The organism is Dinghuibacter silviterrae (genome assembly GCF_004366355.1).
GTDB lineage: Bacteria > Bacteroidota > Bacteroidia > Chitinophagales > Chitinophagaceae > Dinghuibacter > Dinghuibacter silviterrae.
In genome coordinates this window covers 1,566,576-1,590,354 of sequence record NZ_SODV01000002.1, presented here as the reverse complement: position 1 = coordinate 1,590,354, position 23,779 = coordinate 1,566,576, and the positions used below count along the sequence as shown (strand labels likewise).

Annotated in this window: 14 protein-coding genes; 3 read left to right on the top strand and 11 right to left on the bottom strand. The window is 57.4% G+C overall.

What is annotated here, in order from left to right; all coding sequences use genetic code 11:
* Window positions 1-31 precede the first annotated feature (31 nt).
* The 4 genes from EDB95_RS23740 to EDB95_RS27400 form a co-directional block, all read right to left on the bottom strand.
* Window positions 32-454, bottom strand: a complete 423-nt coding sequence (locus EDB95_RS23740; protein WP_133998347.1) for a hypothetical protein — start codon at window positions 452-454, stop codon at window positions 32-34.
* The gene (locus EDB95_RS23735) at window positions 417-2,615 is read right to left on the bottom strand and encodes a peptidase domain-containing ABC transporter (protein ID WP_133998344.1); all 2,199 of its coding nucleotides are present in this window, start codon (window positions 2,613-2,615) and stop codon (window positions 417-419) included. Before EDB95_RS23735 ends, EDB95_RS23740 begins: the two co-directional genes overlap by 38 nt.
* The gene (locus tag EDB95_RS23730; protein WP_133998341.1) at window positions 2,616-3,854 is read right to left on the bottom strand and encodes a hypothetical protein; all 1,239 of its coding nucleotides are present in this window, start codon (window positions 3,852-3,854) and stop codon (window positions 2,616-2,618) included.
* Between the two features lie 69 nt (window positions 3,855-3,923).
* A complete protein-coding gene (locus EDB95_RS27400; protein WP_162852758.1) occupies window positions 3,924-4,079 on the bottom strand; it encodes a hypothetical protein in 156 nt (51 codons plus the stop codon).
* A gap of 94 nt (window positions 4,080-4,173) precedes the next feature.
* Between EDB95_RS27400 and gwsG the strand changes: the two genes are divergently transcribed.
* Genes gwsG through gwsS form a run of 3 tightly spaced genes read left to right on the top strand, consistent with a single transcriptional unit; the run spans window position 4,174 to window position 6,377 of the window.
* A complete protein-coding gene (gwsG, locus tag EDB95_RS23725) occupies window positions 4,174-5,160 on the top strand; it encodes a grasp-with-spasm system ATP-grasp peptide maturase (protein ID WP_133998338.1) in 987 nt (328 codons plus the stop codon).
* The gene (locus EDB95_RS23720) at window positions 5,150-5,368 is read left to right on the top strand and encodes a hypothetical protein (protein ID WP_133998335.1); all 219 of its coding nucleotides are present in this window, start codon (window positions 5,150-5,152) and stop codon (window positions 5,366-5,368) included. Before gwsG ends, EDB95_RS23720 begins: the two co-directional genes overlap by 11 nt.
* A 1-nt stretch (window position 5,369) precedes the next feature.
* Entirely contained in the window at window positions 5,370-6,377 is a 1,008-nt protein-coding gene (gene gwsS, locus EDB95_RS23715) for a grasp-with-spasm system SPASM domain peptide maturase (RefSeq protein WP_162852757.1), read from the top strand.
* Here gwsS and EDB95_RS23710 read toward each other — a convergent pair.
* The 7 genes from EDB95_RS23710 to EDB95_RS23680 are packed head-to-tail and all read right to left on the bottom strand — an operon-like array spanning window position 6,374 to window position 23,673.
* The gene (locus EDB95_RS23710) at window positions 6,374-8,698 is read right to left on the bottom strand and encodes a TonB-dependent receptor (protein WP_133998329.1); all 2,325 of its coding nucleotides are present in this window, start codon (window positions 8,696-8,698) and stop codon (window positions 6,374-6,376) included. The genes gwsS and EDB95_RS23710 overlap by 4 nt on opposite strands.
* A 37-nt stretch (window positions 8,699-8,735) precedes the next feature.
* A complete protein-coding gene (locus EDB95_RS23705; protein ID WP_133998326.1) occupies window positions 8,736-10,844 on the bottom strand; it encodes a glycoside hydrolase family 31 protein in 2,109 nt (702 codons plus the stop codon).
* Window positions 10,841-12,907, bottom strand: coding sequence for a heparinase II/III domain-containing protein (locus EDB95_RS23700; RefSeq protein WP_162852756.1), 2,067 nt, complete (start codon window positions 12,905-12,907; stop codon window positions 10,841-10,843). Before EDB95_RS23700 ends, EDB95_RS23705 begins: the two co-directional genes overlap by 4 nt.
* Window positions 12,907-14,604 carry a hypothetical protein gene (locus tag EDB95_RS23695; protein ID WP_133998320.1) on the bottom strand — a complete coding sequence of 566 codons (1,698 nt, stop codon included), beginning with the start codon at window positions 14,602-14,604 and terminating at the stop codon, window positions 12,907-12,909. Before EDB95_RS23695 ends, EDB95_RS23700 begins: the two co-directional genes overlap by 1 nt.
* On the bottom strand, window positions 14,574-16,202 hold the full coding sequence (locus EDB95_RS23690; RefSeq protein ID WP_211352199.1) for a GH39 family glycosyl hydrolase: 1,629 nt from the start codon (window positions 16,200-16,202) through the stop codon (window positions 14,574-14,576). Before EDB95_RS23690 ends, EDB95_RS23695 begins: the two co-directional genes overlap by 31 nt.
* Window positions 16,202-19,876 (bottom strand): glycosyl hydrolase, encoded by a 3,675-nt coding sequence (locus EDB95_RS23685; protein WP_162852755.1) that lies wholly within the window; start codon window positions 19,874-19,876, stop codon window positions 16,202-16,204. Before EDB95_RS23685 ends, EDB95_RS23690 begins: the two co-directional genes overlap by 1 nt.
* Window positions 19,877-19,914: 38 nt before the next feature.
* Window positions 19,915-23,673, bottom strand: coding sequence for a family 43 glycosylhydrolase (locus EDB95_RS23680; RefSeq protein ID WP_211352198.1), 3,759 nt, complete (start codon window positions 23,671-23,673; stop codon window positions 19,915-19,917).
* Between the last annotated feature and the right edge of the window lie 106 nt (window positions 23,674-23,779).

The window sequence follows — 23,779 nt, the reverse complement described above, 5'->3', positions numbered from 1 at the left end:
GGAAAACGAAGAAGGTTCTTTGATTTTCGAACTACCGTCTGAAAAAATGATCCGAAAGCCGCGCGTACCCGGTCACCACCTCGGCAGACACCTGCGCACCGGCAGCAATGGGAAATGACCCTATGAGGGTCACCCGGTTACCCGGAGCAACAGAAAGAATTTTCCCCTTGAAACGCCCACCGAGGGTAACCTCCTGCCCCGGCTGGAGGGAGGCGCTGAACAAAAAGCGACCGGTGACGGTATCGCCGGCGCAGGTGGAAACGACAAAGACCCCCTGTGCGGTATCGGTGTACCGAAGGGTCCACCCTACCCATAAAAGAAGCCCCACCCCCAGCGTCACCAGAAGCGTTCCCAGCCGCAACAACAGGGGCGGCCGGCGGATAATGATTTCTTGCGCCTCGGGGCTGTGCTGGAGCTCAGGTGCCGAGTTCGAGTTGATTTTTGACGAGCTCATAATACTTCCCTTTTTTTCCGACCAGGACATCGTGGGCACCGGACTCGACGATTTCCCCCCCATCCAGTACGACGATGTTGTGTGCGTTGCGAACGGTGCTCAGCCGGTGTGCGACGATGACGACGGTCCGCCCCACAAAAAACCGGTCCAGGTTTTCCATAATGGCGCGTTCGTTGTTGGCGTCGAGGGAATTGGTCGCCTCGTCGAAACAGATAAACCGGGGGTCCTTGTACACGGCCCGGGCAATGAGGATCCGTTGTTTCTGCCCCTGGCTGAGACCGGTACCATCGGCGCCGATCATGGTATGTACCCCGAGGGGAAGGGTGTCGACGAACGATTTGATGTTGGCGATCCGGAGCGCCTCGTCCAGGCGGGCGGGATCGGGATTCCGGTCGCCGATACAGACGTTTCCCTCGACGGTATCCGAAAAGATAAACCCGTCTTGCATGACGACCCCGCACTGGCTTCTCCAGGCGGCGTGCCGGATACTGGCCAGGTTTTCCCGGCCGACGCAGATCGTCCCCTGGTGAGGATTGTAGAATTTGAGCAGTAGCTTGAGCAACGTGGTTTTTCCGCTGCCGCTGACGCCAACAATGGCGGTCACCCGCCCTTCCGGAATGTGCAGGTGAATGTTGTTCAGCACGGGTCTGGCCTGGGCCTCGGTGCCGGGATACCGGAATTGAAGACCGGCGATGGATATGCTTTTATCAAGGGGCAGGTCGCCGGTCTGTTCTCCGGACCGGACGTCCTCGTGTTCCAGGGTGTAGATCTCGTTCAGGCGTTCCGCGCTGATGAGGGCGTCCTGCGCCGTTTGCGTAAACTGGACCAGTTGTTCGACCGGGGCGTTGAGCTGGCCGATGATGTATTGCACGGACAACATGGCGCCTAAGGTAATGTCCCCCTGGAGCACCAGCTTGGCCGCCAGGAAGGTGATCAGGATGTTTTTGCCTTCATTCAGAAACAGGCCGCCCACCTGTTGATACTGGCTGGACGCCATGACCTTTACGTTGATACGGAAAAGACCGGCCCGCAACCGCTCCCAGTCCCAGCGTTTGTCGACCTCGGCGTTGGCCAGCTTGATATCCTGCATGCCGCTGATCAACCCGATGAGGTTGCCCTGCTCCCTCGACATATAGTCAAAGCGCTTAAAGTTCAAGGCGCGCCTGTATTGCAGGAACAAGGCCACCCAAATACCATAGAGGATGCTTCCGCCTAAAAAAATCAGGAAAATCAACCAGGAATAAAAACAAAGAACCACGCCAAACACAAGCACATTGATCAGGGAAAAGACGACATTCAGGGTAGTATTGGTCAGAAACGCCTCGATGTAGGTATGGTCCTGGAAGCGTTGCATGATGTCGCCATGCCGTTTGGCGTCGAAAAAAGACAAGGGCAGCCGCATCAGCCGCACCAGGAAGTCCGACAGGATGGAAAAATTGATGCGGGTGCTGATGTGCAGCAGGATCCAACTGCGGATAAATTCAAGGGATATACGGCCGGCAAACAACATCATCTGTCCCAGCAATACCAGGTATATAAAATCCAGGTTTTTCCGGGCAATCCCGATGTCGACGATGGACTGGGTCAGGAAGGGGAAAATCAACTGGATCAGGCTCCCGATCAACAAACCCAGCAACAACTGAACGGTCAGCCCGCGGAACGGCCGCCAGTGTTTGCGAAGCAGTTCCAGGGCAAGCCCTCGCCTTTTGGGCCGGGAGGCCGGCTGCGCCTCACCGGGCATCGGTTCCAGGAGCATGACGACGCCCTGGTTATTGCGTCTCTCCCATTTCTCCAGAAATTCGCCGACCGTATACCGGAGAAGACCAAAGGCCGGGTCTGCCACCTGCACGCCCGTCACTTGCCCATGACGCTCGCGTTTGGAGACAAACACGACAAAGTGGTTTTGTGTCCAGTGAATAATACAGGGAAGGGGCGCTTTTTCCAAAAGGGTCTCCGGGGTCACCCTGGAGCACCTCGTCCGGAAACCCAGTTTGCCCGCGGCCTCTTCCAAAGAGAAAAAAGAAATGCCCTCCCGGGTGACCGTACATTGTGACCGTATCTCCTGAAGGGAAAAGACTTTCCCATGATGGCGCGCGATCATCCGGAGGCAGGTGGGGCCGCAGTCCATCGCGTCGAGCTGTTTGTAAAATCGGAATCGCATCTATCGCAACGCTATAATTTTTTTCCTATACCAATCGCTGAGCAGTACGAAGGCCTGTCGCTGGGAAAGGGGCGCCGACAGGTCCTGTATAAAATCGCCCATCCGGTATACGGTGGTTTCGTTATTGATCTTATCGATCGCGGCTGTCAGGCCGTCGCTGTAGTCGAGGACCTGTTCGTGCCCCCGTCCATAGAGGTAAAGGTCGCGGCCACGGCGGAAATAAAGAAGCCGGTAGGGTTCGGCCACATAGATTTCCCGGTCCAGGTCTTCTTTGGTCAGCACCCGGTCGTCTTCCGGCCGGCTTTTCGAAAACCAATACCCGCCGCTGGCTAGCCGGCGCATGGTCCGTTGGTGTTCGTCGTATAAAAGGCTCCTGAAACTCCGGTCCTGGGCGTTGTCCCGTAAGACGGAGGCTAGTTCGAAAAGCTTCGTCCGGTCTCCATTCTCCTGGCCCGCGTGTATCACAGCCTCCCCGTCACCGACGAGCCGGACCAGGAAGTCGTCGCTTAATTTCCTAAGATAGGACGCCCGGGTCGGATTATTAAACCACAAGGTGATACCGATGGAAAAAGCCTCCGTATTCCCGATATGGTATTTGTTCCACGGCATATAGTACAAATCTCCGGCGCTAAAACGATATTCGTCCGCGGCCGCGAGCTGCTCATCAAAAGCGCGGGATGCCATGTCCGCCGTGTATTGGTCCTCGTCCCAGTTGTACATCACCTTGTCCCCGGGACCGATGTGAAAATGCAAGACGTTATTGCCGGTTCCGTCGTGATGGATCCCCAGGGGCGTAAACCCGTAGTTCCCCATAAAGACGGTGCTGTTGTAACCCAGCAAGGGCAAGCCCGTTATCTCCTGGAGCCGGACGACGGCTTTCTCCAGAAATGAAGCCACGACACCGGACAACTGTTCGCACTGGTTGATGATCAGGGAGAATTTGTCGGCGCCAAAAACCCTGGTTCTCCATACGTCCATATCCTCCCCTTCTGCCGGGGGTGCCGACGCGACCAGGCGGTTGTCCGCCTGTTTCCCATTGATGTAGGTCCTGAAAGTATCGGCAAGGGCCGAGTTCCGGACGATGCAACCCGCTTCCTCCCGTAACTGCCGCACGTCCGCTTCCGAAAGAGCATTCCGGACGACAAGGGACTGTGTCCTGTCCGCGGTTTCCGCCAGGAAGGCACTCCACCAGTCCCTGGAGAAAGAAGGATGTTCTATAGAAATCGCTTTACCCAACATAGGCCATCAACTAATAAAAGAGCGAGTAAGCCAGAAAATCCTGGCCTACCCGCTTCCTGCAAGAACGGATTAATCATTCCCGGAGAAATCCCGGAAACCAGGCTCACTGTTCTTGGCAGTGACCGTGGGGTTTCCTGTTTCGGTGAGACCACCTTTGGTGATTTGCAATTCCTCTTTCGGGATGGGCTTGAAAATGTCGTCCGACAAATTTTCGAATGTGTTCATAAGATTAGTTGCAACCCTCCGTTCGACATTGAACGGCATCGGCATTCCGAACTTAAAGAATTTTTTTTAACTTTCAAATCGATCAGCATCCCGTATGATACTAATCTTATCAAGCCCCACAGACCACTCCACCAACCGGGTCTCCGAATGGATAACCAGGCTGGGCGGGCATTACATAAGATTAAACGACACCCTTCTCTACAACGCGGATACTCCCTTCGATTATGGCTACCGGAATGGAACGGAGGATGTAGGCCTAACCGTGAGCGGTTACAGCTTTCGCCTTTCCGATATTCATATCGTATGGTACCGGAGATGGACAAGCCGGGATTATCTCCGAGGTCTTCACGAACTTACCGAGAACAAGGAATGGGCCTCGAACCTTGTGCGCCATATTTCCGTCGAAATCCAAACCGCCGGGCAGTTCTTTTTACACCTGCTGCGGCACAAGCAATGGCTGGACCCGCCGAAAGCCACCGGAGCTGTCCGCAAACACGAAGTACTGACGATGGCTGTGGAGGAAGGGTTGCTCATACCCAATACCCTCGTAACGAACCATAGGGAACGGGCGCAATCTTTTCTCCTGGAAAACCGAAGGATCGTATCCAAACCCCTGTCGGAGATCACTTTTTACAACAGCGATGACTTCGAGTTCCTTTGTTACACCCGGGAGATCGCCGAAGAAGACCTGCTGAAGCTGCCCGCTTTTTTTTACCCGACGCTTTTTCAACAATTGATCGAACGGAAGCTGGAGATCCGGACGTTCTACCTGGATGGCGAATGTTTTTCGATGGCCATTTTTTCAGGGGAAGGATCGAAAATGGATTTCAGGGACCTCGACATGAACCGGCCGGTCCGGATGGCGCCCTACCGCCTGCCCCAACCGGTCGAAGCCTCCATACGGCGGTTGATGGACCGCCTTGGGCTTTCCACGGGCTCCCTGGATTTGATGCTGTCCACCGAAGGCCGGCTGTATTTCCTGGAGGTGAATCCTGTGGGTCAGTTTGGCATGACCTCCTATCCTTGCAATTATCAATTGGATAAAAAAATCGCTGAATACCTGATCGCGCATGACCAATGACACACCTCCACCCGGGTTCCACGACCTGCTCGATGGAAAGAACCCTTTTTTCGAACGGCTTCCCGCGTATTACCGGCACTTTACCGTCAGGGACGTCCGGGTAGAAGACGAGTTCAATACGGGGAAACGGGTTTTAGCCCGGCCCTCACCGGACGACGAGCAGGTCTTCTGCCCGCCTTTTTATAAACGCATCTCCAAATGTTTTTAGCGTGACTGAAACCTCCGTCATCGCCTTGTACGAAAACTGTATCCCGGTAAAGGGAGCAAGGCGCAGCATTATATGCGATCTCTTTTACCAAACCTATATGTTTATCCCCAATGTCCTCTACGAGATCCTGACCGTACACCGGCACCGGACCGTCGGCGACGTCAAGGCGGCCTACGGAGGTCAACACGACGCGGCGATAGAAAGTTATTTTGCGGAGGTCATCGCCAGGGGATATGCTCAGGAGTGTACCCCGGAGGAAGCCGGCCGTTTCCCCGCGCTGAACCCCCATTGGGAAAGACCTGAGCTCATCACGAACGCCATCCTCGACATCGACCCCCAAGATCCGTACGACCTGTCCAAGGCCATCAAGGAACTGGTATCCGTGGGCTGCAAGGCCGTACAGGTACGGATTTTCAACGAAGCATCCCCGGCCTTTCTGGGGTCCGTCCTGACCCTTTTCGACCGTACGCCCATAGAGCATATCGAACTATTGCTAAAGCACAGCCCCCTGCTGGAAGACCAGGCGCTGCTGGCCCTTTGCCGTCCTTTTCCCCGCGTCAACGCGATCACCCTGCACTCCGGTCCCGAAACACCCCCCACGGATTATAACCGGGCGGGTCTGACGGTAACCCGCGTGGCCCGGGAAATCCGGTCCTCCTCGCATTGCGGGGTCATCAATCCGGCCTTTTTCAACGTCACCCTGGAAAACTTCCTGGAATCCCACCGGTTCAATTCCTGCCTGCACAAAAAGATCTCCATCGACGTCCACGGCCAGGTGAAGAACTGTCCCAGTATGGAAAAGTCCTACGGACATATTTCGGAGACCCGCTTTCTAGACGTCCTGGACTTGGAAGGATTCCAGGATTTGTGGACCGTTACCAAGGACCAGGTCGACGTTTGCCGGCAATGCGAGTTCCGGTATATCTGTACCGATTGCCGGGTGTATACTTCACCAGAGGGCAAGCCGTCGAAGTGTAGCTATGACCCCTTTACCGCTACCTGGGCTTAAAATTCGATTTTATAATTCAACACCGGTATCAACCCCGTCTGGTACACGGTGACGACCTTTTTCCGCACCTGGTCGTATTCCACGTCATAGACATTCTTCTGGTTGGTCACGTTTTGCAGGTCGAGGGACAGGGTCGTGGTGTGGTGTTTTTGGTTTTTGGTATAACTGACCCGCAGGTCGGTCCGGAAGTAGGCGGGGTTTTGCTGGGTATAAGCAAGCTGTTGTTTGTAGATCGTGGTGCCCTGGAGCGAGGACTGGAGGGTATCCACGGGGGTGTTCCAATAGCCCCCCGCCCAAAGCGTGCGGAGGTTGGCGCCCCACGTATGGGTGCCCTGTACCCAGTCCTTGCCGCCGGTGAAGTTGACAATATAGTGCCCGTTAAAACGGGTGTTGCGCAACACGCCGTCGAGGGCCCGGTATTGGGATTGGTACAACGAGCCGTTGACCATGTAGTATACGTGGTGGCTGAGGTATTTTTCCAGGGTGAGTTCGAGTCCATAGTTCTGGCCGGAGCCCTTGTTGACCAATGGGTCCGACACGTAATCGCTGCTTTCGATATTAAGGGTGGAAAAAGTGTTGGTATCGGCGGCGTTGACGGGGACATTGAAAAGGCGTTGGAAGTATAGCTCCGCTTTAAAATGGAGGTCATGGGCCAGGCGCTGGTTGTAGGATAGCACGAAGTGGTGGGCGCGGGTAAGGCCGAGGTTGCTGTTGGGCCGGTAATAGGCGCCCGTAGCAGTGGTGTCCTGGCCGAAGTAGACGCCCAAAGGCTGTATCTGGCTGTGCAGGCCGTAGCCTAGTGAAAGGCTGGTTCGTGGGGAGACGTCCCATTGCAGCGACGCACGGGGTTCCACCGCCCAGGTATGATTGTACAACAATTCCAGGTAGTGCAGCCCTGCGTTGACGAGCAGGTGCGGCGCAGGCCGGCCCTGCCATTGTGCAAAGGCCTGTACGGTTTGCACGTGACCGCTGGCGTCGACCTGCACGAGGAGGGGTGCACCGGGGTCTTTACGTGCCTGCTGGTTATAGTTGAACCCAATAAGGTCTGCGCTATACCCTGCCCGGAGGATGTTGCCGTTCCCGAAACGGTGGTTGAGCGTCGACGTAAGGGTCCATTTAGGAGTCTGGTCATTGGCGCTGTACACACGCTCGTAGGCATAGTCGTCCTCCACATAATCTTCCGTGAGCTTTGATTCGGTATAGGAATACGCCAGCACGGAATGGAGGCTGGTGCGGGCGCCAAAATGCAGTGTGTGTGTAAGCCCGGTCATACCGGTAGGTCCGTCAAACCGCTCCGCATAACGATCGGGCTGGTTTTTCCATTGGGTCGAGTCTAGCTTTGGGGTGGTGCGCTGGGTGCTGAGTCCGCCAAAACCAAATAAGGAGAAGTCGCCGGCTTTTTTTGTAGGAAAAAATAAATTATAGGACAAGTCCGAATAGTTGATCGTACCGTTGGGCAGGTCCACCCCCATCGCCCCTAAGAGGGACAAGGTGGAGTAACGGTAATTGACGAGATAAGATCCCTTGGCCATCGGTCCTTCGGCCGAGGCTTCCACGCCCAGGAACCCCGCTTGCAGTGAAAATTCATGTTTCTCATCGTTGCCTTTCCGGAGGTGGAGGTCGAAAACACCGCTCAGGGCGTCGCCGTATTCCGCGGGAAAAGCGCTGGTGAGAAAGTCGGAGTTGGCCAGGAGCTGGGCGCTGAGGATGGAGATGCCGCCCCCGCTGCTGGCCGTATTGGCAAAGTGATTCGGATTGGGGATGTCGACGCCTTCCATGCGCCACAAAAGACCGACGGGTGAATTGCCGCGGATGACGATGTCGTTGTTGCCGTCCATGGGGGCCATGACACCGGCAAAGCTTAGGGCCATGCGCAACGGGTCTTCCACGGAGGCGGCGTATTTCTGGGTCTCTTCCACCGAAAAGGTCCGGGCGCTCACCAGGCTCATTTCATTGAGCGGTTTGTTCTTCCGGGGGTCGGCTTTGATGACGACTTCCTGTTCTTCGCGAGGCAGGATGTCTAATGTGATCGTCAGTACGGTTTCCCGCCCTGCTTCCACGACAAGATTGTCGTCGCTCGCTTCGCGAAAACCAACGTGCGTCACGCGGAGCTGGTGCTGTCCCAGGGGCACACCGGAGAAGCTAAAGTAACCGTTGGTGTCGGTCAGGACCGAACGATTTTCCCCTACCAGGGTAACAGTAGCGGAAGGGATGGGCTTTTGAAGGACCGGGTCGGTAACGGTTCCCCGGACGCGCTGGGTAAGCGTTTGGGCGGACACGGGTCCCGTGATGAATAATAGGAGTGCTAGCAGGCGGGTCATGTTTTTTGAAGTACGACAACCCAGCCTTCGTTTACCCCTATTGGATTTTTTCCCAATTTTTCACCTCATACAGGCTTCCTTGAAAATTTCCGCTCCTGGTGACGTGTCCGGCGTTCCCATCCCATTTCAGGACGACGTGGTTGTACTTACCTTTTTCGTACCCGTACGTCTCGCCATCGTCCTCGTAAAGGCTACCGGCCGCCGGTTGTCCTCCATAGACGCGGCAGGTGATCTTGAATCCGGTTTGCGCATCGATAAAGGGAACGGGGTCCGCCAGGGGCAGGATGCTCCCCTCCCGGACAAACAGGGGAACCTGGTCGAGGGTCATATCGAGCTCGTAAGACCGCCCGCCCGCGTATTTCCGGTTGGTGTTGAAGTCATACCAGTTGCCCGCGGGAAAATAGACGTTCCGGTGGCTGCTGCCATCCAGAAAGGGCGCCGCCAGCAAAGAAGGACCGATCAGGTATTCATCGTCTACCGTCCTGGCCGTATCGTCGGACGGGTAATCCATGACCAGTGCCCGAAACGGCGGCTCCCCGTCAAAGTGATAGGCTGAAAAAGCCGTATAGAGATAGGGCACCAACCGCATCCGCAGCTCGGACAAAGACCGGATCCTGTTTTCCAGCTCCTTTCTGTCGGGAAGGAATTCTCCATTGTCGTTTTTCGCGCGGTCGATCTGGAACCAGGGCGGGTTGCTCAGGTACCAGGAATTGAAACAAAGCTGGGCTGATAAAACACCGGTTTGTGTCCGGCGGATCAGGTCCGCCTCGGACCGGGTGTCCCGGATTTCCGGTGACCACAGCAAACCCGAAAAGCCCGCATTCAGGATCATCCGTACGTAGTCGGCATTGTTATACATATCGCTGTAAAGTACCGATGGATAAGGGGAGGCAAAGGCGCCGGAGGAGCGTACATCCAGCCAGGTCCGTTGGTTTTGGAAAATGCGCAGGATGGCCTTTTGATAAAGCAGGCCAAAAAGTTCGTGCATCTTTTCCCCGTCTATCCCGGAGGGGAAAAGCGACAACTCGGGGAAGCTCCATTGCGCGGCGGCGTCCTTGTAGTCCGCGGCGTCGCATTCATCGAGTTTAAAGGCGGCAATCCCCTTTTGCACAAAGGCGGTGTCGTGGTAGGCGCCGAAAATGGCCCTGGCTTTGGGGTCGGCAAAATCGGGTACCAGGCCGCCCCAAACCATATAGTCACCTGCCTTGCCCTTTAAGGGTTTGAACAAAGGAGACACCGGGTTCGTATAGGCATGTTCCCAAAGGTTGAGGTGGTAGTGCAGGCTGTCCATTTTATTGATGAACTTTGCCGGCTCGGGAAATCGCTGCTGGTTCCATACAAACGAGCAAGAGTACGCCCTGCTCTGCCAGCCCGGCTCCAGACCATACGTCGTACACGGAATGTTGTTCTCCCGGAAATACCCCGCCAGGTTCACCGCGCGCTCGTCTGTAAAGTCGCCCTTCCCCCGGTATTTCATCCCAAGGCCCCACAGCGGCGGCAGACAACCGCCCCCCGCGTACAGGTTATACCTGCGGACGGCCCCGTCCATACCCGGACCTGCAAAAAGCAGGACCTCGACCCCCTTTTCGGAAGGTACCTCGACGATCATCCGGTCGGAATACCGGTTGTGCGGCGAGTAGAGGTCCTTTGTGGTAAAACCCAGTTCCCGGGCCGTATTGTCCTTCAGGTCCACCGCCTTTTGCATGGTACCGCAATAAAACGTCACATACCGGCTGGAATTGATCAAGACGCCGTACCCATTGGTCGACACATAAAAAGGAACGGGTGCATGGGAAAACCCCACGTTACCGACGATGTTGCTGCTGGCGTGCATCTCGCGGCGCAGCCCCCTTTGCTGGAAGGTGTTCACCTGGAGACCGAAACCGTATATTTTCTCCGCGTCGTCCATGGGGAGTTCGAGGACGCAGCCCCTCGACGTCGTTTTAAACCGGATGTCTTGTATGTCTACCGGTGGTTGCTCCGGGGCGCTCTGGTTTGATTCCACCGGTGCCTTTTTGAACATCGACGGCGTAAACGTTTCCGGGGTTCCATAAGTGATACTCCATACACCGGGGGCGACTTTTTTTATCGTCTGTGCGGTTGCCCCCGAACAGGCGAGGGCGCAAAGGATCATTATTCTTTTCATGGCAATACGATAAACACCTTCGAGAGGGAATCCAATATGACTTGTTTATTTTTTCTCAAATAGCTGCCATAGGCGACAAAATATCTTTCCGCCTTGCCCTTTTCGGATGTGATAACCGTCAGGTAGGCATCGGTTTCCCATCCGTCAAACGAATTGTTGCTGTTACGGCCCATCATCCGGCCGTCCGCCAGGAGGTTCAGGTAGACGACGGATTCTTTGTCGCCTTGTATGATGGTCACGCCGATCATGTCCTTGCCTTCCCTCTTTTCGATGCTTGGGAGTTTGTTTGCCGAATCGGGGAGGATAATGGCCGTAATGAACTTGGTCTGGCGCGTTTGTTCAGGGGCCTTTATCGACAGGTAAGATTCTTTTGTATTGGCGTCATGATCCTTGTAACCCTCCTGTTCGCTCAACACCAGCTTTTCCGGAAAATCATGCGGGAAACCGCCGTTGACCAACGTCTCCGGGAAAAGCGGCCGGACCAGGACGTGGGCATTCCCCTTGGAAACAACAATGTCCTGCCCCACCTGTTTTGCGGTGGCATCCCCGTGGTGCAACAGCCATTCAAAAGTGCCCGGCTCGTAGGTCTTCAGGTCGTCGATGACCAGGATGACGTTCCCGATCCAAAGAAAGTGCCGGTAGTTCCGCTCGAAGTACCGCGCCGTGGGACCGGTGGCGTCCCCGTACACGTATTTGAGGTCCCCCGCGTCGATGAGGTTGTACAGGTGTCCGGGTGTTTTTACCCCATAATATTCGTCATCCGTGCTTTGCGCCTGTCCGTTAAAAAGGACGACGTTGTGGGCCCGGCTTTGAAAATAATAGTCCGAATACAACGGGTTGTTGTAAAAGACGGTACCCCCGTCCGTGAGTAAGTATTGTCCCTGGTAAAAAAGGATAAACGAATTCGCATCGGCATGCGCATGGTTCCAGGTTTCCCCTGATTTGACGGCCAGCAGCGTGGCGTTGTTGTCCCAGGAGGAGCGGAGCATGGCCCAGCCCATGTCTTTATAGAGCATGGCATTTTTTAGACCCGGCGTTACCGGGGCTGGCCTTTCTTCGTCATAAGCCAGCCCCATAGCGGTTTGCTCGTAGTGTTCGGATTTCCCCAACTGATGCAATAACCAGCGATTGGCCGGGCTGTCATACCCATTGGCCAGCAACAGCAGGACCGGATACCAGTCCCGGTTGTCCGCGTGGCTATCTCCGAAATCCACCCGCAACAAAGGACCGTCGTTTGGGTAGCTCGCCTGGGCAAAGAAGTCGCCTAACTTTTGCAGCAAGGGAACATCGTAGGGGGCTTTGTGTATCACATTCGTATACGCCAGCCGGAACAACAGATACTCCTTCATCGCAAAAGACGCATACCCCACACTTTCATAAAACCCTCCATCCCGGTCAAACGTGCGGGGTTTGTTGTTGAGGACATCGCCTTCAAAATCGAACCACTGCAATGAGGCCCCGGCAATTTTTTCGATCCATTTTTGGGCTTCGGGCTCCTCCTCCCGTACCGCCAGCGCCCCTACCCCTGCCATAAATACACAGGAGCTCCACCAGTTATGCCCCATCGAGTTCAGCGAATGGATCCGGGTATCCCCTTCAATCCAGTCACCCAGCGCGGGCAGGATCCCCTTTCTCGTGATGCTGTCTGCAAATGCCTTCCGCTCCTTTTCGTCCAGGTAGTCGTAGATACAGTCGTACGCGACGGAAGCCTTGTAGGTCCGGTCCGCCAGGTCAAGCCCTGCGTTCCAGGCCGGCTCCCGGCTTAACAGCGCCGCGCTTTCCCAAACCGGTTGGGCGCACAAGGTTTGTAAGCATTGTTTGAGCTTACGCGCGTATTTTTCTTCTCCCGTCACCCGGTAGACCAGCCCCAGTTCTTCGACCGCCTGTAACGAGTTCTCCCCGTCCGCTTTTTTTAGCACGGCACGCCAGGCGGTGGTGTCGTTTTTGATCCTCGCCCGCAAGTGATCGACACATTCTTTTGTATAGTAAAGGCTGGTATGGCCGGGCTTTGCCGCCAGGCCCCCCGCTGCAAACAAGAACACCACAAAAAGCAACCGTCTCATTATTGATGTGTTTTTTCTATGTAAATCGTTTGGGTCACCGGCTCCGCGGTTTGGTAAAGCGGCGTTTGGGTACGCCCCCATTGATACGCTGTCACCGTGACCGCTACAGGGTACCTGCTTCGGGGCGGGATTTTTGTAAGGATCAGGCTGTCGCCTTTGATGTAGGCGGGGCCAAAGTCGACATAATAGTATACGGGTCGTCCGTTGTCCGATGTCGCCTCCAGCTTTTGCCCTTTAATTTTGGGGAAAGTGATCCGCCCGCTCTCGTTTGGTCCATCCGGCAGGTGGATCTTTCCCGGCTGCACCGCCCATCTGTACTGTTCATCCCCTGGTTGCCAGGCCAGCAACCATATATCGCCCCCTATCCCGTCGCGGTTAAACCGCACGCGAAAGGTATTCGGCCCCGTTTGCTCCGCAGGGCCGGTGATCACCTCAAAACGTATAGGGCCGTCTGCGTGACCCAATGTCGTACCGCTGCCGAGCAGTTCCCTCGGCATTTTGTCCAGGAAAGCGCCTCGCACGGTAAACGTCAAACCGTCTTCCCCGGGCTCGAATTTTAGGGGCGCATACCCGGTTTTCGCAGGGTCTATGGTGTCTCCATCCTGTACGAAGGTAGGCATCTGGCGTGCCCGCTGTTTTCTGTCGCCTTCGAAGGCGGCGGCGGCTCGTGCGGTTTCTTCATCGAAGAACCAGAAGGCCTTCCGCGGGTCGCCCTGATATTTTTTGTAGGGAGCGGGTGGATAGCGGTCGGGGGACATACCGCCGGTGTCGGTAAGCCAGCCCTGGCCGGGGGCGATGGCGCGGAGGAGGGCGGGCGCGGAGGCCCGGCGGGCAGCGGCCGCAGAGGCGCCTGCGCCGTCGTTTCCGGCTGGCGCCGGTGGCAGACGGTACGCGCACGCCTTCCGGATGTACAACGCCACGAACCGTGCCAGGCGGTCATTCCAGTCGAAGTGCCCGCCTCCGGCGTCGGTGACCACCCCCACGAGGTTATGTTCGTCCGCGCTGCGCAAGGCCACCGCTCCCCGCGTCACTACGGGCCAGTAAAAGTCCCGGTCGCCCGGTTGCGTAGCCGGGTCCGGTACCCGGTACTGCGGCCACTCCGTGGTCTGGCCGACGATATAGCATACGGGCACATCCTTGAACCCAAGGCTGTCCGGCCAGGGAATCGTCTTGAAAGGGATCGTGGCGATCGTCCGGCCGGGGTTCCACTTCGCTACCGTCCATGCAAAGTGCCCGTGGGCTGAATGCCCCATGGGCAGCAATGGGGCCGTAGCGATCTCGGTGTACCCCGAGGCGTCCGCCAGGTCGTCGAGCAACTGCTCCAATGCCCGGCCCGAAGCCTTGTCCATGTCCGCGGTGATGGTTGCGTTCTTACCCAGGCTCACCCACGCGATCCCCAAACCCTCATCGGCTGCCGTTTTCCGGATCAGCGAATCTTCCAGCCAATCCCGCTCTGTCAGGTTGGAAAGCGCGATGATGATCCCCCGCACAAAGCGGCAACGCTCAGGAATCCACAGGTAGGCTGTGCAACCGGCTTCGGTGACGGCGTATTGATAGACGGACAGGCGCGGGTCAGGGGCGAACCGGGGGTGAACCGCGTTCTGTCCCCTTGCGGCGACCGTCAGCACGACGGCAAAGCCCAGGAGAATAGCCGTCCGTGTGCCGCTCATTTCTGCTTTATTAGTACGCAATTCCATGGCGTCAGGGTTTTTGACCAGTTCAAATATCCGCTTCCATCTGCCCGGACTTGCTCGACCTTTGTAGCAAAGGCCGCACGCTTCAACTGCTTCGTTTGTTCCCTGTTCGGGGGTTCCGGGCTTCCCATGGCACGCCAGGCCGGCCAGGCAAAACCATGATCCGCATCCAGCGTTTCGACGTCGAAGGCAGCACCGGGGGGTACACCGGCAATGCGCATGGCAAAAGGGCGCGGGGTACCCATGTGAAGTTCACCTTCCACACTTCCGCTCACCACATCTTTTACCTCCTGTGGATAATGGTACAAGAGGGCAACGACGCGGTGCCCGCGCCGGGTAAGGACAAGCCCTTCTTCCCGGTGGAGCAGCTCATCCCCCAGGTTGTGCAACATCCGATAGGCATGAAAGGAGGGTTTGACGATACCCTGGTAATTGATGAGGCCGAAGCCGCCATGAAATATGCTGTTTCCCGCACCTGCTTCTTCGAAGACGTCGGTGAACGTCCAATAAGACAAAGAATCGGCGAGCCCTATGCAGTCCAGGTTTGCGCGAAGGATAAATGCGGCTGCCTGGAGGGAATCATGGGTCGGGTCGCGGGAAGAGGGACTGGAGCTCCATTCTGTAAGATGAATGGACGCGTGAGGATATGGACTTTGGGCGATTGTCTCCTTAAGCCATTCCAGGTCCTGACGCGTAGCGCCCGCCGCCCGTACCCTTCCGGCGCTCTTTTTGGTTTCGGGGTCGAGGGCCCAGTCTGTGGGATAGGGATGTGTGGACACAAAGTCGACGGGGAGGCCCTCCTGCCCGCAGTAAGCCAGGAAGTCCCTGATCCAGACACCATGCCAGGAAAGGGCATTAATATCGGGCGTCGTCAGGGTCAGGTCCTTGCTTGGATCTTCGCGTTCGCCATCGAAGCGGCCATCGGGAACAAAATTGCTGGTGGCGGGACCGCCGACACGAAGGTGGGGGTCGACGGCTTTGATCGCCTGTACCGACACCTTATACAATTCGAAGTATTGGGACCGGGTCCCGTCCCAGAACCCGTGGAGATCGGGCTCGTTCCAGACCTCGAAGTACCAGGTTCGAACCTCATCAAGACCGTACCGGTCCACACAATGGGCGGTGAAAGCACCGACCAAACCACCCCATAGGGTATAATCCTTTGGCGGGCTCGTGTGGGCTTTCCACCAGAAAGTCGTATTGGAAGTGGAGGCCAGGGCGGCAGGCATAAAGTTCAGCGCGACGAAGGGGCGCACGCCGATGTCCAACAACCGGTCGAAAAGATCGTCTATATATTGCCAGTTGTAGGCGGGTTGTCCGTTTACCTCCCTGTACACGAACATGTCGTCATGAAACAGGCCATGGAATCGACAATAGCGAAACCCACACCGGTCGTGCACAAGCCTGAGGTGTTCGAGCCAACTGGCCCGGAGGCCTTCGTTGGCACGACCGGCACCGGTACAGTTGCTCCAGAAATGGTGAAGAGGGACGCCGGGGGCGCGGGCATCCAGGGATAGGGGCGGCGTTCCGGGCATAGGGCCCGTCAGGTATGCACCGGCCGACGCGAACAATGTTGTTTTCAAAAATGATCTTCTTTCCATTACACAAACGTTTTTTCCACCGCCCCATATACCCTGACCGGTCCGAGAAGACCGGCCTCTAACAAGGGAGCGTCTTTATCGAAATCTTTCCAAACCGCAAAAGTTTTCCGGTCGCCAGGCTTTGGTTGGTTCCCGACAAACCAGGCGGGAAGTCTTTCGATGGAGTGATCTTTGGTATACTCGTTTTCCACAGACAGGTATTCATCCCCTATAAGGCGGTTTGGCCAAAGGGTCGTCACCCGGATGTCAAGGTCATTCGCACCGGGGCGAAGTGCGGCAGTGATGTCGACGCGGTAGGGTTCCTTCCAGGCGATGCCGGTGGAACGGCCGTTGACGTATACTTCGGCGATGACTTCCACCCGGCCAAGGTCGATAAAAACCCGCCTGTCCCGTCCAGGTCCCGGCAGTTGCACCGTTTTCCTGTATGATGCCGTACCGGAAAAGTGGGCGACATCAAAGTCGGGATGCAAGCGAAGAGACGTCAGCGCAGACAGCGTGAAAACGGCGCTCTCCTGCAAATGCAGCGACCACGGACCATCCACATCCACCTGGTAACAACCGGTGATCTCGCCGAAATCATAGTGCCCGTTTTCCCAAACCAATCCGAGGGTAAGCGCCGGTGGCTTTTCCGGGGCCGGAAGCCCCTGGTGGAATAGATCGGCAACCGCTTGGGGAGATAAGGCCTCATGCATAAGAATGGGAGGCGTATTATTCCCTTCAAAGAAGCTGGAGAACTGATCTTCGGCAGGGAGTGTATCAAGACCCGGATGGACCAGAAGACCAGAGCCCTCGCCCTGGGCGGAAAGACGGCCGTCAAGATATAAGGTCGGTTTTCCGGCCTGGTATACCAGCGCCAGGTGCGTCCACCCCTGCAAGGGACCATTGGCAGACAGTACTTCCCTGGGGGCGCCGGTGGCCCGTTCGTATACCCTCACGATGTTCTGACCCGCGGACATCCCGACGCTGGCGTGGCCGGGGCCGTATATGGACGTTCCTTCGCAGGAGTGAAACAAAAAGCTCTTGCCCGGGTGCGCAAACGTGTCGGGTTTTGCCCAAAGGGTGATGCTGAAATCATTGACGACATCGGGGTAAGGCCCCGGGATACCCGTAGGAAAAGGCCGTGTATCCAGGAGCACGCGACCGTCCTTGTGAATCGTTGTCCGGGCAGGCGTGGCCGGCGTCTTGCCAAAGATGACGAAAAGCGCGCCGGCGGGTTCCATATCCAGCGGTATATACGTACGCCCGTCTCTGACATCATAGCAGGGAGGTACATGGACGACCCCACTTTCTGCGTTCCATATCTCCGGCCGCCGGCCGGTAACCCGGAAGGAGACATTGACACGCTCTGGGCGACGTCGATGGTTAGCCACCATATACACGTCGGTGTCACCCACGCGGCGGTGAACGTAGTGAAGTACGGCATCCTTCCGGTCGGCAGTATAGGAGAAGTCCGGTGGAAAGTTCAGGGCGTCCCTGACCGAATGCTGTGGTACCAGGACCATGCCCTGTCCAACCAACGCATCGAGCAAGGCTTGGGTGGCGGGCGTTATGACCGCCCCTTCGGCAAGGACACACAACCGGTAGGTCATCCCGCCGGGAAGAAGGATCCTCCCCCTCTCTATGGAAAATCGCCGGAGTGCATCGGGCCCCACGACATCACAAACATAACCCGCGGGCATGAAGGCATAGGTATCGGGGACGCCGGATTGAGGTTCGTCTCCTTTGAAACAACACGCGTCGGCTACAAAATGCCCCTGCTGAAGCAAGTACTGCGCCCGCGCCAGGTAGCGCGTCCAGGCATGTGCCTGTTCTGTCCAGGTGTTGTGGCGGTCGAAGTGCGAACCGAAGGGACCCATCGTCATGCCCGGACGGCCGGTGGTGTAGGGCTGGTGGACAAAGGTGTGAAAGACGAGACGGTTGACGCCCAGTGTAAAAAAGTAATCGCCCTCGGCTTTTAAGGAATAAGGATAATCCGTCCATTTAGAGGTGGCCGGCATGCCGGTAAAGGCCTCTGCAGCCGCCACCTTTTGCCCCAGGGCATGCGCGGCGGAGGCCGCTTGTTTGGACGTGTCGTCGCTCCCATAGATATACCTGGACCAAAACTCGGACATGGTGACATCCAGGTGGGTGGCGACCTGAAGGCTATCGAAAGTTCCATCCCCATAAGGTTCCGCATACAATTGGAGGCCGCCAGCGCGACACTTTTGGTGCAGGTGTCCGTAAAAATTCTCCGCAAGCATATCCGCCTGGACCCGGCGCATGTCCCAAAGGAACCGCTCCGTATCCTGGATGCTCCCCACGATGCGGCCTGTCATAGCGGGCATCCAGGGAATAATGTCGTACCCTCGTGATTGTTTAAATACACCGGGGAACTCCCGGGTCCAGTTTTGCTTGCCCGCCTCCCAACTGTCGGACATGATACCCCTAAAAGCCTTTCCTGCAAAAGGTTTTAGCCGTTGTATAAGGGGCGTCAAAAAGTGTGTAAAGTGCTGATCCAGGGCCTCCTTCCGCAGTTTATCCAGTTCCAGACCCGGGGCCGAATCGGGGTGGGCGGCGGGCATTTCGCCCGTCGTGGTATGTCCTATGCGGAGGATGGTCCAGGCGCGTGCTTCCGGGGCAGTCCAGCGAAGACGACCGCTGATATCCATGGAGGCCGTGATGTCAAGAACGGAACCTGGCGCGATGACAAGCTCCCGGGGGAAGGAAGGCGTTTCGCCCCCGGCATTGCCCCCCGTATAGTTGGTCTTACCGGGCCAGCCGGCCAGCCGGGGACCGGAATGCAGCTCCATCCCCGATATCCACGTCGGGCTTTGGGGAATAAGCCTGTACCAGGAAGCACGTACCGGGGCGAAGCTTTGGGCGCCGGGTGTATTCATGGCCCTGAGCGCAGGCATATGGATTCGACAAACGGGCGCAAACCGAGTCCCGTCGTCGGAACATTCAAGGTCGAAAACGGGAGGATAATCCCGGGGGCCGTCGAAGGCATCCAGGGGCGTCTCCGGTTGACGGTAGATCGTGATCGCCCGCGCTTCGAATGGGCCGTCAAGGCGAAAGCATAGTTGGCTGTTTCGGTCCAGCCTTAGCTTGGTTTCCGGGTTGCCGTCCAGGAGGAGTTGGGCATCGATTTCCTGTCCGTTAAGCGTAATTGCAGCTACCCGGTCCTTCATAAGCACGCCCTCCACCGGTAAAGCCGGATAAGCAAGTACAAAGGCATCCCTGTAATACCCCTGCCTGGCATAGGGTTGGGGAATATCCAGGTCGATCTGACCTCCCTGGGCACGGGCTTCGGTCCAAACAAGCTGCTGCATACTCATCTCCGGCGTAATCCAAGGCCCACCGGACCCCGAATAGCCGGGGGCATTCTGGAGAAAAAACTCCAACCCCAGGCGATCGGCTTCCATAACCGCGTGCCGGACGAGTTCCATCCATGTCTCCGACGCATAATCGACCGGGCCCCGGGGTATACCCAGTGCCACGTCAAAACCGATAGCGCCACCTATGCCCATGCGTCGCATGGCTTCGAGATCCATGGTAATGCCCTCCCGGGTAATATGGCCATTCATCCACGTCCAATAGGTAAGGGGGCGTGCGGAAGAGGGTGGGTTTCGAAAGCCTTGCAGGAGGCCGTCTTCCCCGGCCGAAGCGGGGAGCAACCACACGCCGGCCGAGGCCATACAAGTACTTTTTATGAATTCCCTTCGCTTCATATCGTCTATTCACCCAACACCGAACGAACGAGCCCGGCGAGCACACGGCTTGAATAAAAAGCGGAAAAACCGCGCTTGTTGGCCTGGTCCACATCGACCCTTGCCAGGAAAAATCCGTACGCATGGTAAGTCTTGTCCACCCAGGGATAGGCGCCCGCCCAACTGGGGCTGCTCAGGTGTGTTGCGTGACCGCTGGCGTCTATTTCTTCGCGCCACTCTCCCAGTCCATAGATGTCGTGTCGATTCCGCACAAACTCCCCTGGTCGCACGGCGGCACCGCCCACCTGGTCCGCCTCCATCGCCTGGAGTGCTGCGACGGATAATATCCTCGCCCCGTGGTATACGCCATCGTGGGCAATCATGTCCAGGAAATGCGCATAGTCATCCAGTGTGCCCCGGGCGCCGCCCCCGATCATGGGGTTGTGCCCGCCCGTGGTATCCACCGGTGTGAAATGGGTCCCTGTCATGCCCAAAGGCCTTGCGATCTTCTCCTGGAACAACGTCTCCCAGTCCTTTCCCGTCGCCAGTTCGGCCATGCGGCCCGCGACCTGCATCGCCAGGCCGCCATAGTGAAAAACCGTACCGGGGAGGGTGTCCTCCGGGAGGTCCTTTATATGCGCCACCGCCTCGGCGAGGGTCTGGTAGTCGTCCCGGTGGCGGCCTGCCGGCTGATAATCCGGATAACCTGCGGTATGTGACAACAATTGACGGAGCGTCGCCTGGCCCTTGCCGTCTGTAAATTCCGGGAGCCACTTTACCACCTTGTCGTTCCAGGAGAGCTTCCCCTCATCCACCACGGCGGCGATCGTGGCAGCGGCCAGCCACTTCCCCGCGGACGCTACGTGAACTTCCGTGGCAGGTGTGACGTTTCCCCAAAATTTCCGGTAAAGGATCTGATCGTTTTGAGCGACAATCAGGCCCGCACCGGGATAGAAACCGCTGTCGAGCCAGGTGCGGACCTGGCGGGCTAAAGGGGAAAAGTCGGGCGCAGCAGTACCGCGACCTTGCGGCAACCCAGCGCTTGCCGGTGTCTCTTCTTTTAGGAGCCGCATCAGCGCTTCCATATAGTAGTAGTCAGCGTAAATAATGGGCACGTCCACCTCCCCACCCCCGGGCTTATTCCCCGTGGAATGTGAGAGAACGGCAGGGTTTGCGTCGCTGCTGCGATAAGGCGACGCGGACAAGGCTTCCAGCATGGCGACGGCTTCGGTTTTATATCGTGTAATACCGGTATGCCGGGCGAGTTCCAGCAACCCGGAAGCGGCCACGGCCGCTGCCGAAGCGTCGCGGGGTGCATTTGGGATCGAGGGGTCGTCGAAGTCCCAATAAGGTATGTGGTCCGGGGGGAGTCGACGGAGATAAACGTCCGCGACTTTTTGGGCAAAATCCAGGAACCGGCGGTCATGGGTTTCCCGGTAGACCATGGTAAAACCATAGATTGCCCAGGCCTGTCCCCTCGCCCACATCGATTCGTCGGCGTAGCCCTGGTGGGTAACGCCCTTTATCTTTTTCCCCGTTACCGTATCGTAGACCACGACATGATAAGCAGAATAGTCGGGCCGGAAATGGTTCCGCATGGTCGTTTCGGCATGGGTCACCGCTATGTCGTACAACCGCCGGTCCCCACCGTTTCTGGCTGCCCAAAAAAGCAGTTCCAGGTTGATCATGTTGTCGATAATAGTATTGTGGGGCCAGCCCATGCGGGCCCGCATATCCGGCCAGGACAGGATCGTCCCGATTTTCGGATTGAAAAGGGTCGCCAGGGAGTCAGCTGCGGAAAGGAGAATGCGCCGGTAGGTCGTGTCACCAGTGAGGCGGTAACCTTTTCCAAAGCTGGTGTATAACTGGAACCCGAGGTCGTGGTCCCGGGGTTTTCGGAAAGCCAAAGGAGTTTGCAGGTCGTTGAACCGCTCCGCCGTCGTCCTCCAGGCGGGATCCGCGGTATATTCGTAGGCGTACCACAACATCCCCGGGAAGAAACCGGAGGTCCAGTCCTGGATGGGCACCAGGCGCCAGGCATTTTTGACCGTGTCCATGCTCCTGGGGACGCCGTCCCCCGGGTGGAAGGCCACCGTATCGGCGGCGAGCTTTTGGATGCAATCATTTAGGGCCGCGCTTGGATCGAAGGCCGGCCGTGTGACGCGGAACCAGTCAATGTCGGCGTGAGCCACCGTGACGCCGCCGTCCCCGGCGCTTTTCCCGGCGCCGCCCCGGCAAAACAGCCCGACCTTGGCGCCGATCCACCGCCCTGGCTGGGCGTAAAAGACGGGGCCGAGTTCGGTAAAGATCACGCCATCGGTGCTACACGAGAACCGGCAAAGGGCATCGGGCGCCCGGACTTCCACGCGCAGATAAATGGAGTCCGAATGAATCGCCAGCACAGCATTGTCTTCCTCCTGCGCACCTTTATCGGCGTGGAAACAAGTGCGGTGGACGACCCGGTAGCCGCCGCCGGATTTCTCTATCGCGAGGTAACTATAATCGGAGCCCATGACTAGCAGGCCCGCCTGCAGGACGCCTGGGCCGCGGTCTTTATGCGCAGCTGCCGACAAGCGCATTTTCGTCGTCACGGTAAAATCGGGGGCGGGGAATTTTTGCAGCAGCAGGTTGGGAGCCGTCCAAAGGTTGCCGGTGTCCGGTCCGGCGGCAAATAGACGCAGGCGGCCATTTCCGAGGGCGCTCCACCCCGGCTGCGGGTTCGCCTCCCATTGCCATTGGAGCCCCAGGCGGTGGCCGTTGAACTCATCGCTTTCGGCAGGTGCAAGGCCAGTTGCGGCCGGGACGGCGCCGGTGATGGCCGGGCTTGCGCCGGCGACGTTCGGAGCCGCCATCGGCAGCGGGTAATACGTCACCGGCTCACCTCGACCCTTTCCACCGGGATCCACCCCGATCACGGGCCAGTCATCTACCCAGCGCATAGGTTGGAGGTGGAGGATTCGTCCGTACGGTCCTTTGTCCTGGAAGTGAAGGAACCAGGAGGCCCCGGCGGGCGTTTCCACCCAGGCGCCCTGGTGGGGGCCGTTGACGCCGGTACGTCCCTGGTCCATGACAATTTTCGCAGCATATGGCCCGTAAATGGACCTGGAGCGAAGAACAACCTGCCAACCGGTTTTGACGCCGCCGGCGGGGGCGAAAATGTAATAATAGCCGTTTCTTTTGTAGAGTTTGGGGCCTTCGATGGTGGGGTTGACGCCATGACCGTCATAGACAAGGCGGCCGGTGTCGAGGGCACGGGCTCCGTCACTGCCGAGAGTGGCTATGGTAAGGACGCTATTGAAGCCAGCCCGGCTGGCGGCCCAGGCAAAAACAAGGTAGACGCGCCCGTCATCGTCCCAGAGGGGACAGGGATCGATCCGGCCTTTACCGGGTAGGACACATACGGGGGCAGACCAGGCGCCGGAGGGGTTCCGGGTCTTGACCATAAAGATACCCAGGTCGGGATCGGGATAATAGATATAGAACCAACCGTCGTGGTAGCGGATCGCGGGTGCCCATACGCCGTTGCCGTGGAGAGGGCGGGCGTAGCGGTCTTCGGGGACGAGACGCGGAAGGGCGTGGCCGATGAGGGTCCAGTGGACGAGGTCGGTCGAATGGAGGATGGGCAGGCCGGGGACGCAGTTGAAGCTGGAGGCGGTTAAATAGTAGTCGTTCCCGTAACGCACGGCGTCGGGGTCGGAGTAGTCGGCGTAGATAATAGGATTCCTGTACAAGCCTGCCGTCGACTGGGCGTCTGCAAGGCTAAAAGAAAGCGATAAAAGGGCCAAAAAACACGCGCGTATTACCATCCTACAATGTAAGGTTTTCCCTTGAAGGAGTCCCCGCCGTCAGGACGTAGACACGACCATAGGCGGGGACTATAAACGATTGCTA

Coding starts and splice junctions, on each gene's coding strand:
- gwsG (WP_133998338.1), top strand. CDS start 4,174: ATGATACTAATCTTATCAAGCCCCACAGACCACTCCACCAACCGGGTC.
- EDB95_RS23735 (WP_133998344.1), bottom strand. CDS start 2,615: ATGCGATTCCGATTTTACAAACAGCTCGACGCGATGGACTGCGGCCCC.
- EDB95_RS23720 (WP_133998335.1), top strand. CDS start 5,150: ATGACCAATGACACACCTCCACCCGGGTTCCACGACCTGCTCGATGGA.
- EDB95_RS23710 (WP_133998329.1), bottom strand. CDS start 8,698: ATGACCCGCCTGCTAGCACTCCTATTATTCATCACGGGACCCGTGTCC.
- EDB95_RS23730 (WP_133998341.1), bottom strand. CDS start 3,854: ATGTTGGGTAAAGCGATTTCTATAGAACATCCTTCTTTCTCCAGGGAC.
- EDB95_RS23685 (WP_162852755.1), bottom strand. CDS start 19,876: ATGGCCTCGGCCGGCGTGTGGTTGCTCCCCGCTTCGGCCGGGGAAGAC.
- EDB95_RS27400 (WP_162852758.1), bottom strand. CDS start 4,079: ATGAACACATTCGAAAATTTGTCGGACGACATTTTCAAGCCCATCCCG.
- EDB95_RS23690 (WP_211352199.1), bottom strand. CDS start 16,202: ATGGAAAGAAGATCATTTTTGAAAACAACATTGTTCGCGTCGGCCGGT.
- EDB95_RS23700 (WP_162852756.1), bottom strand. CDS start 12,907: ATGAGACGGTTGCTTTTTGTGGTGTTCTTGTTTGCAGCGGGGGGCCTG.
- EDB95_RS23705 (WP_133998326.1), bottom strand. CDS start 10,844: ATGAAAAGAATAATGATCCTTTGCGCCCTCGCCTGTTCGGGGGCAACC.
- EDB95_RS23695 (WP_133998320.1), bottom strand. CDS start 14,604: ATGGAATTGCGTACTAATAAAGCAGAAATGAGCGGCACACGGACGGCT.
- EDB95_RS23740 (WP_133998347.1), bottom strand. CDS start 454: ATGAGCTCGTCAAAAATCAACTCGAACTCGGCACCTGAGCTCCAGCAC.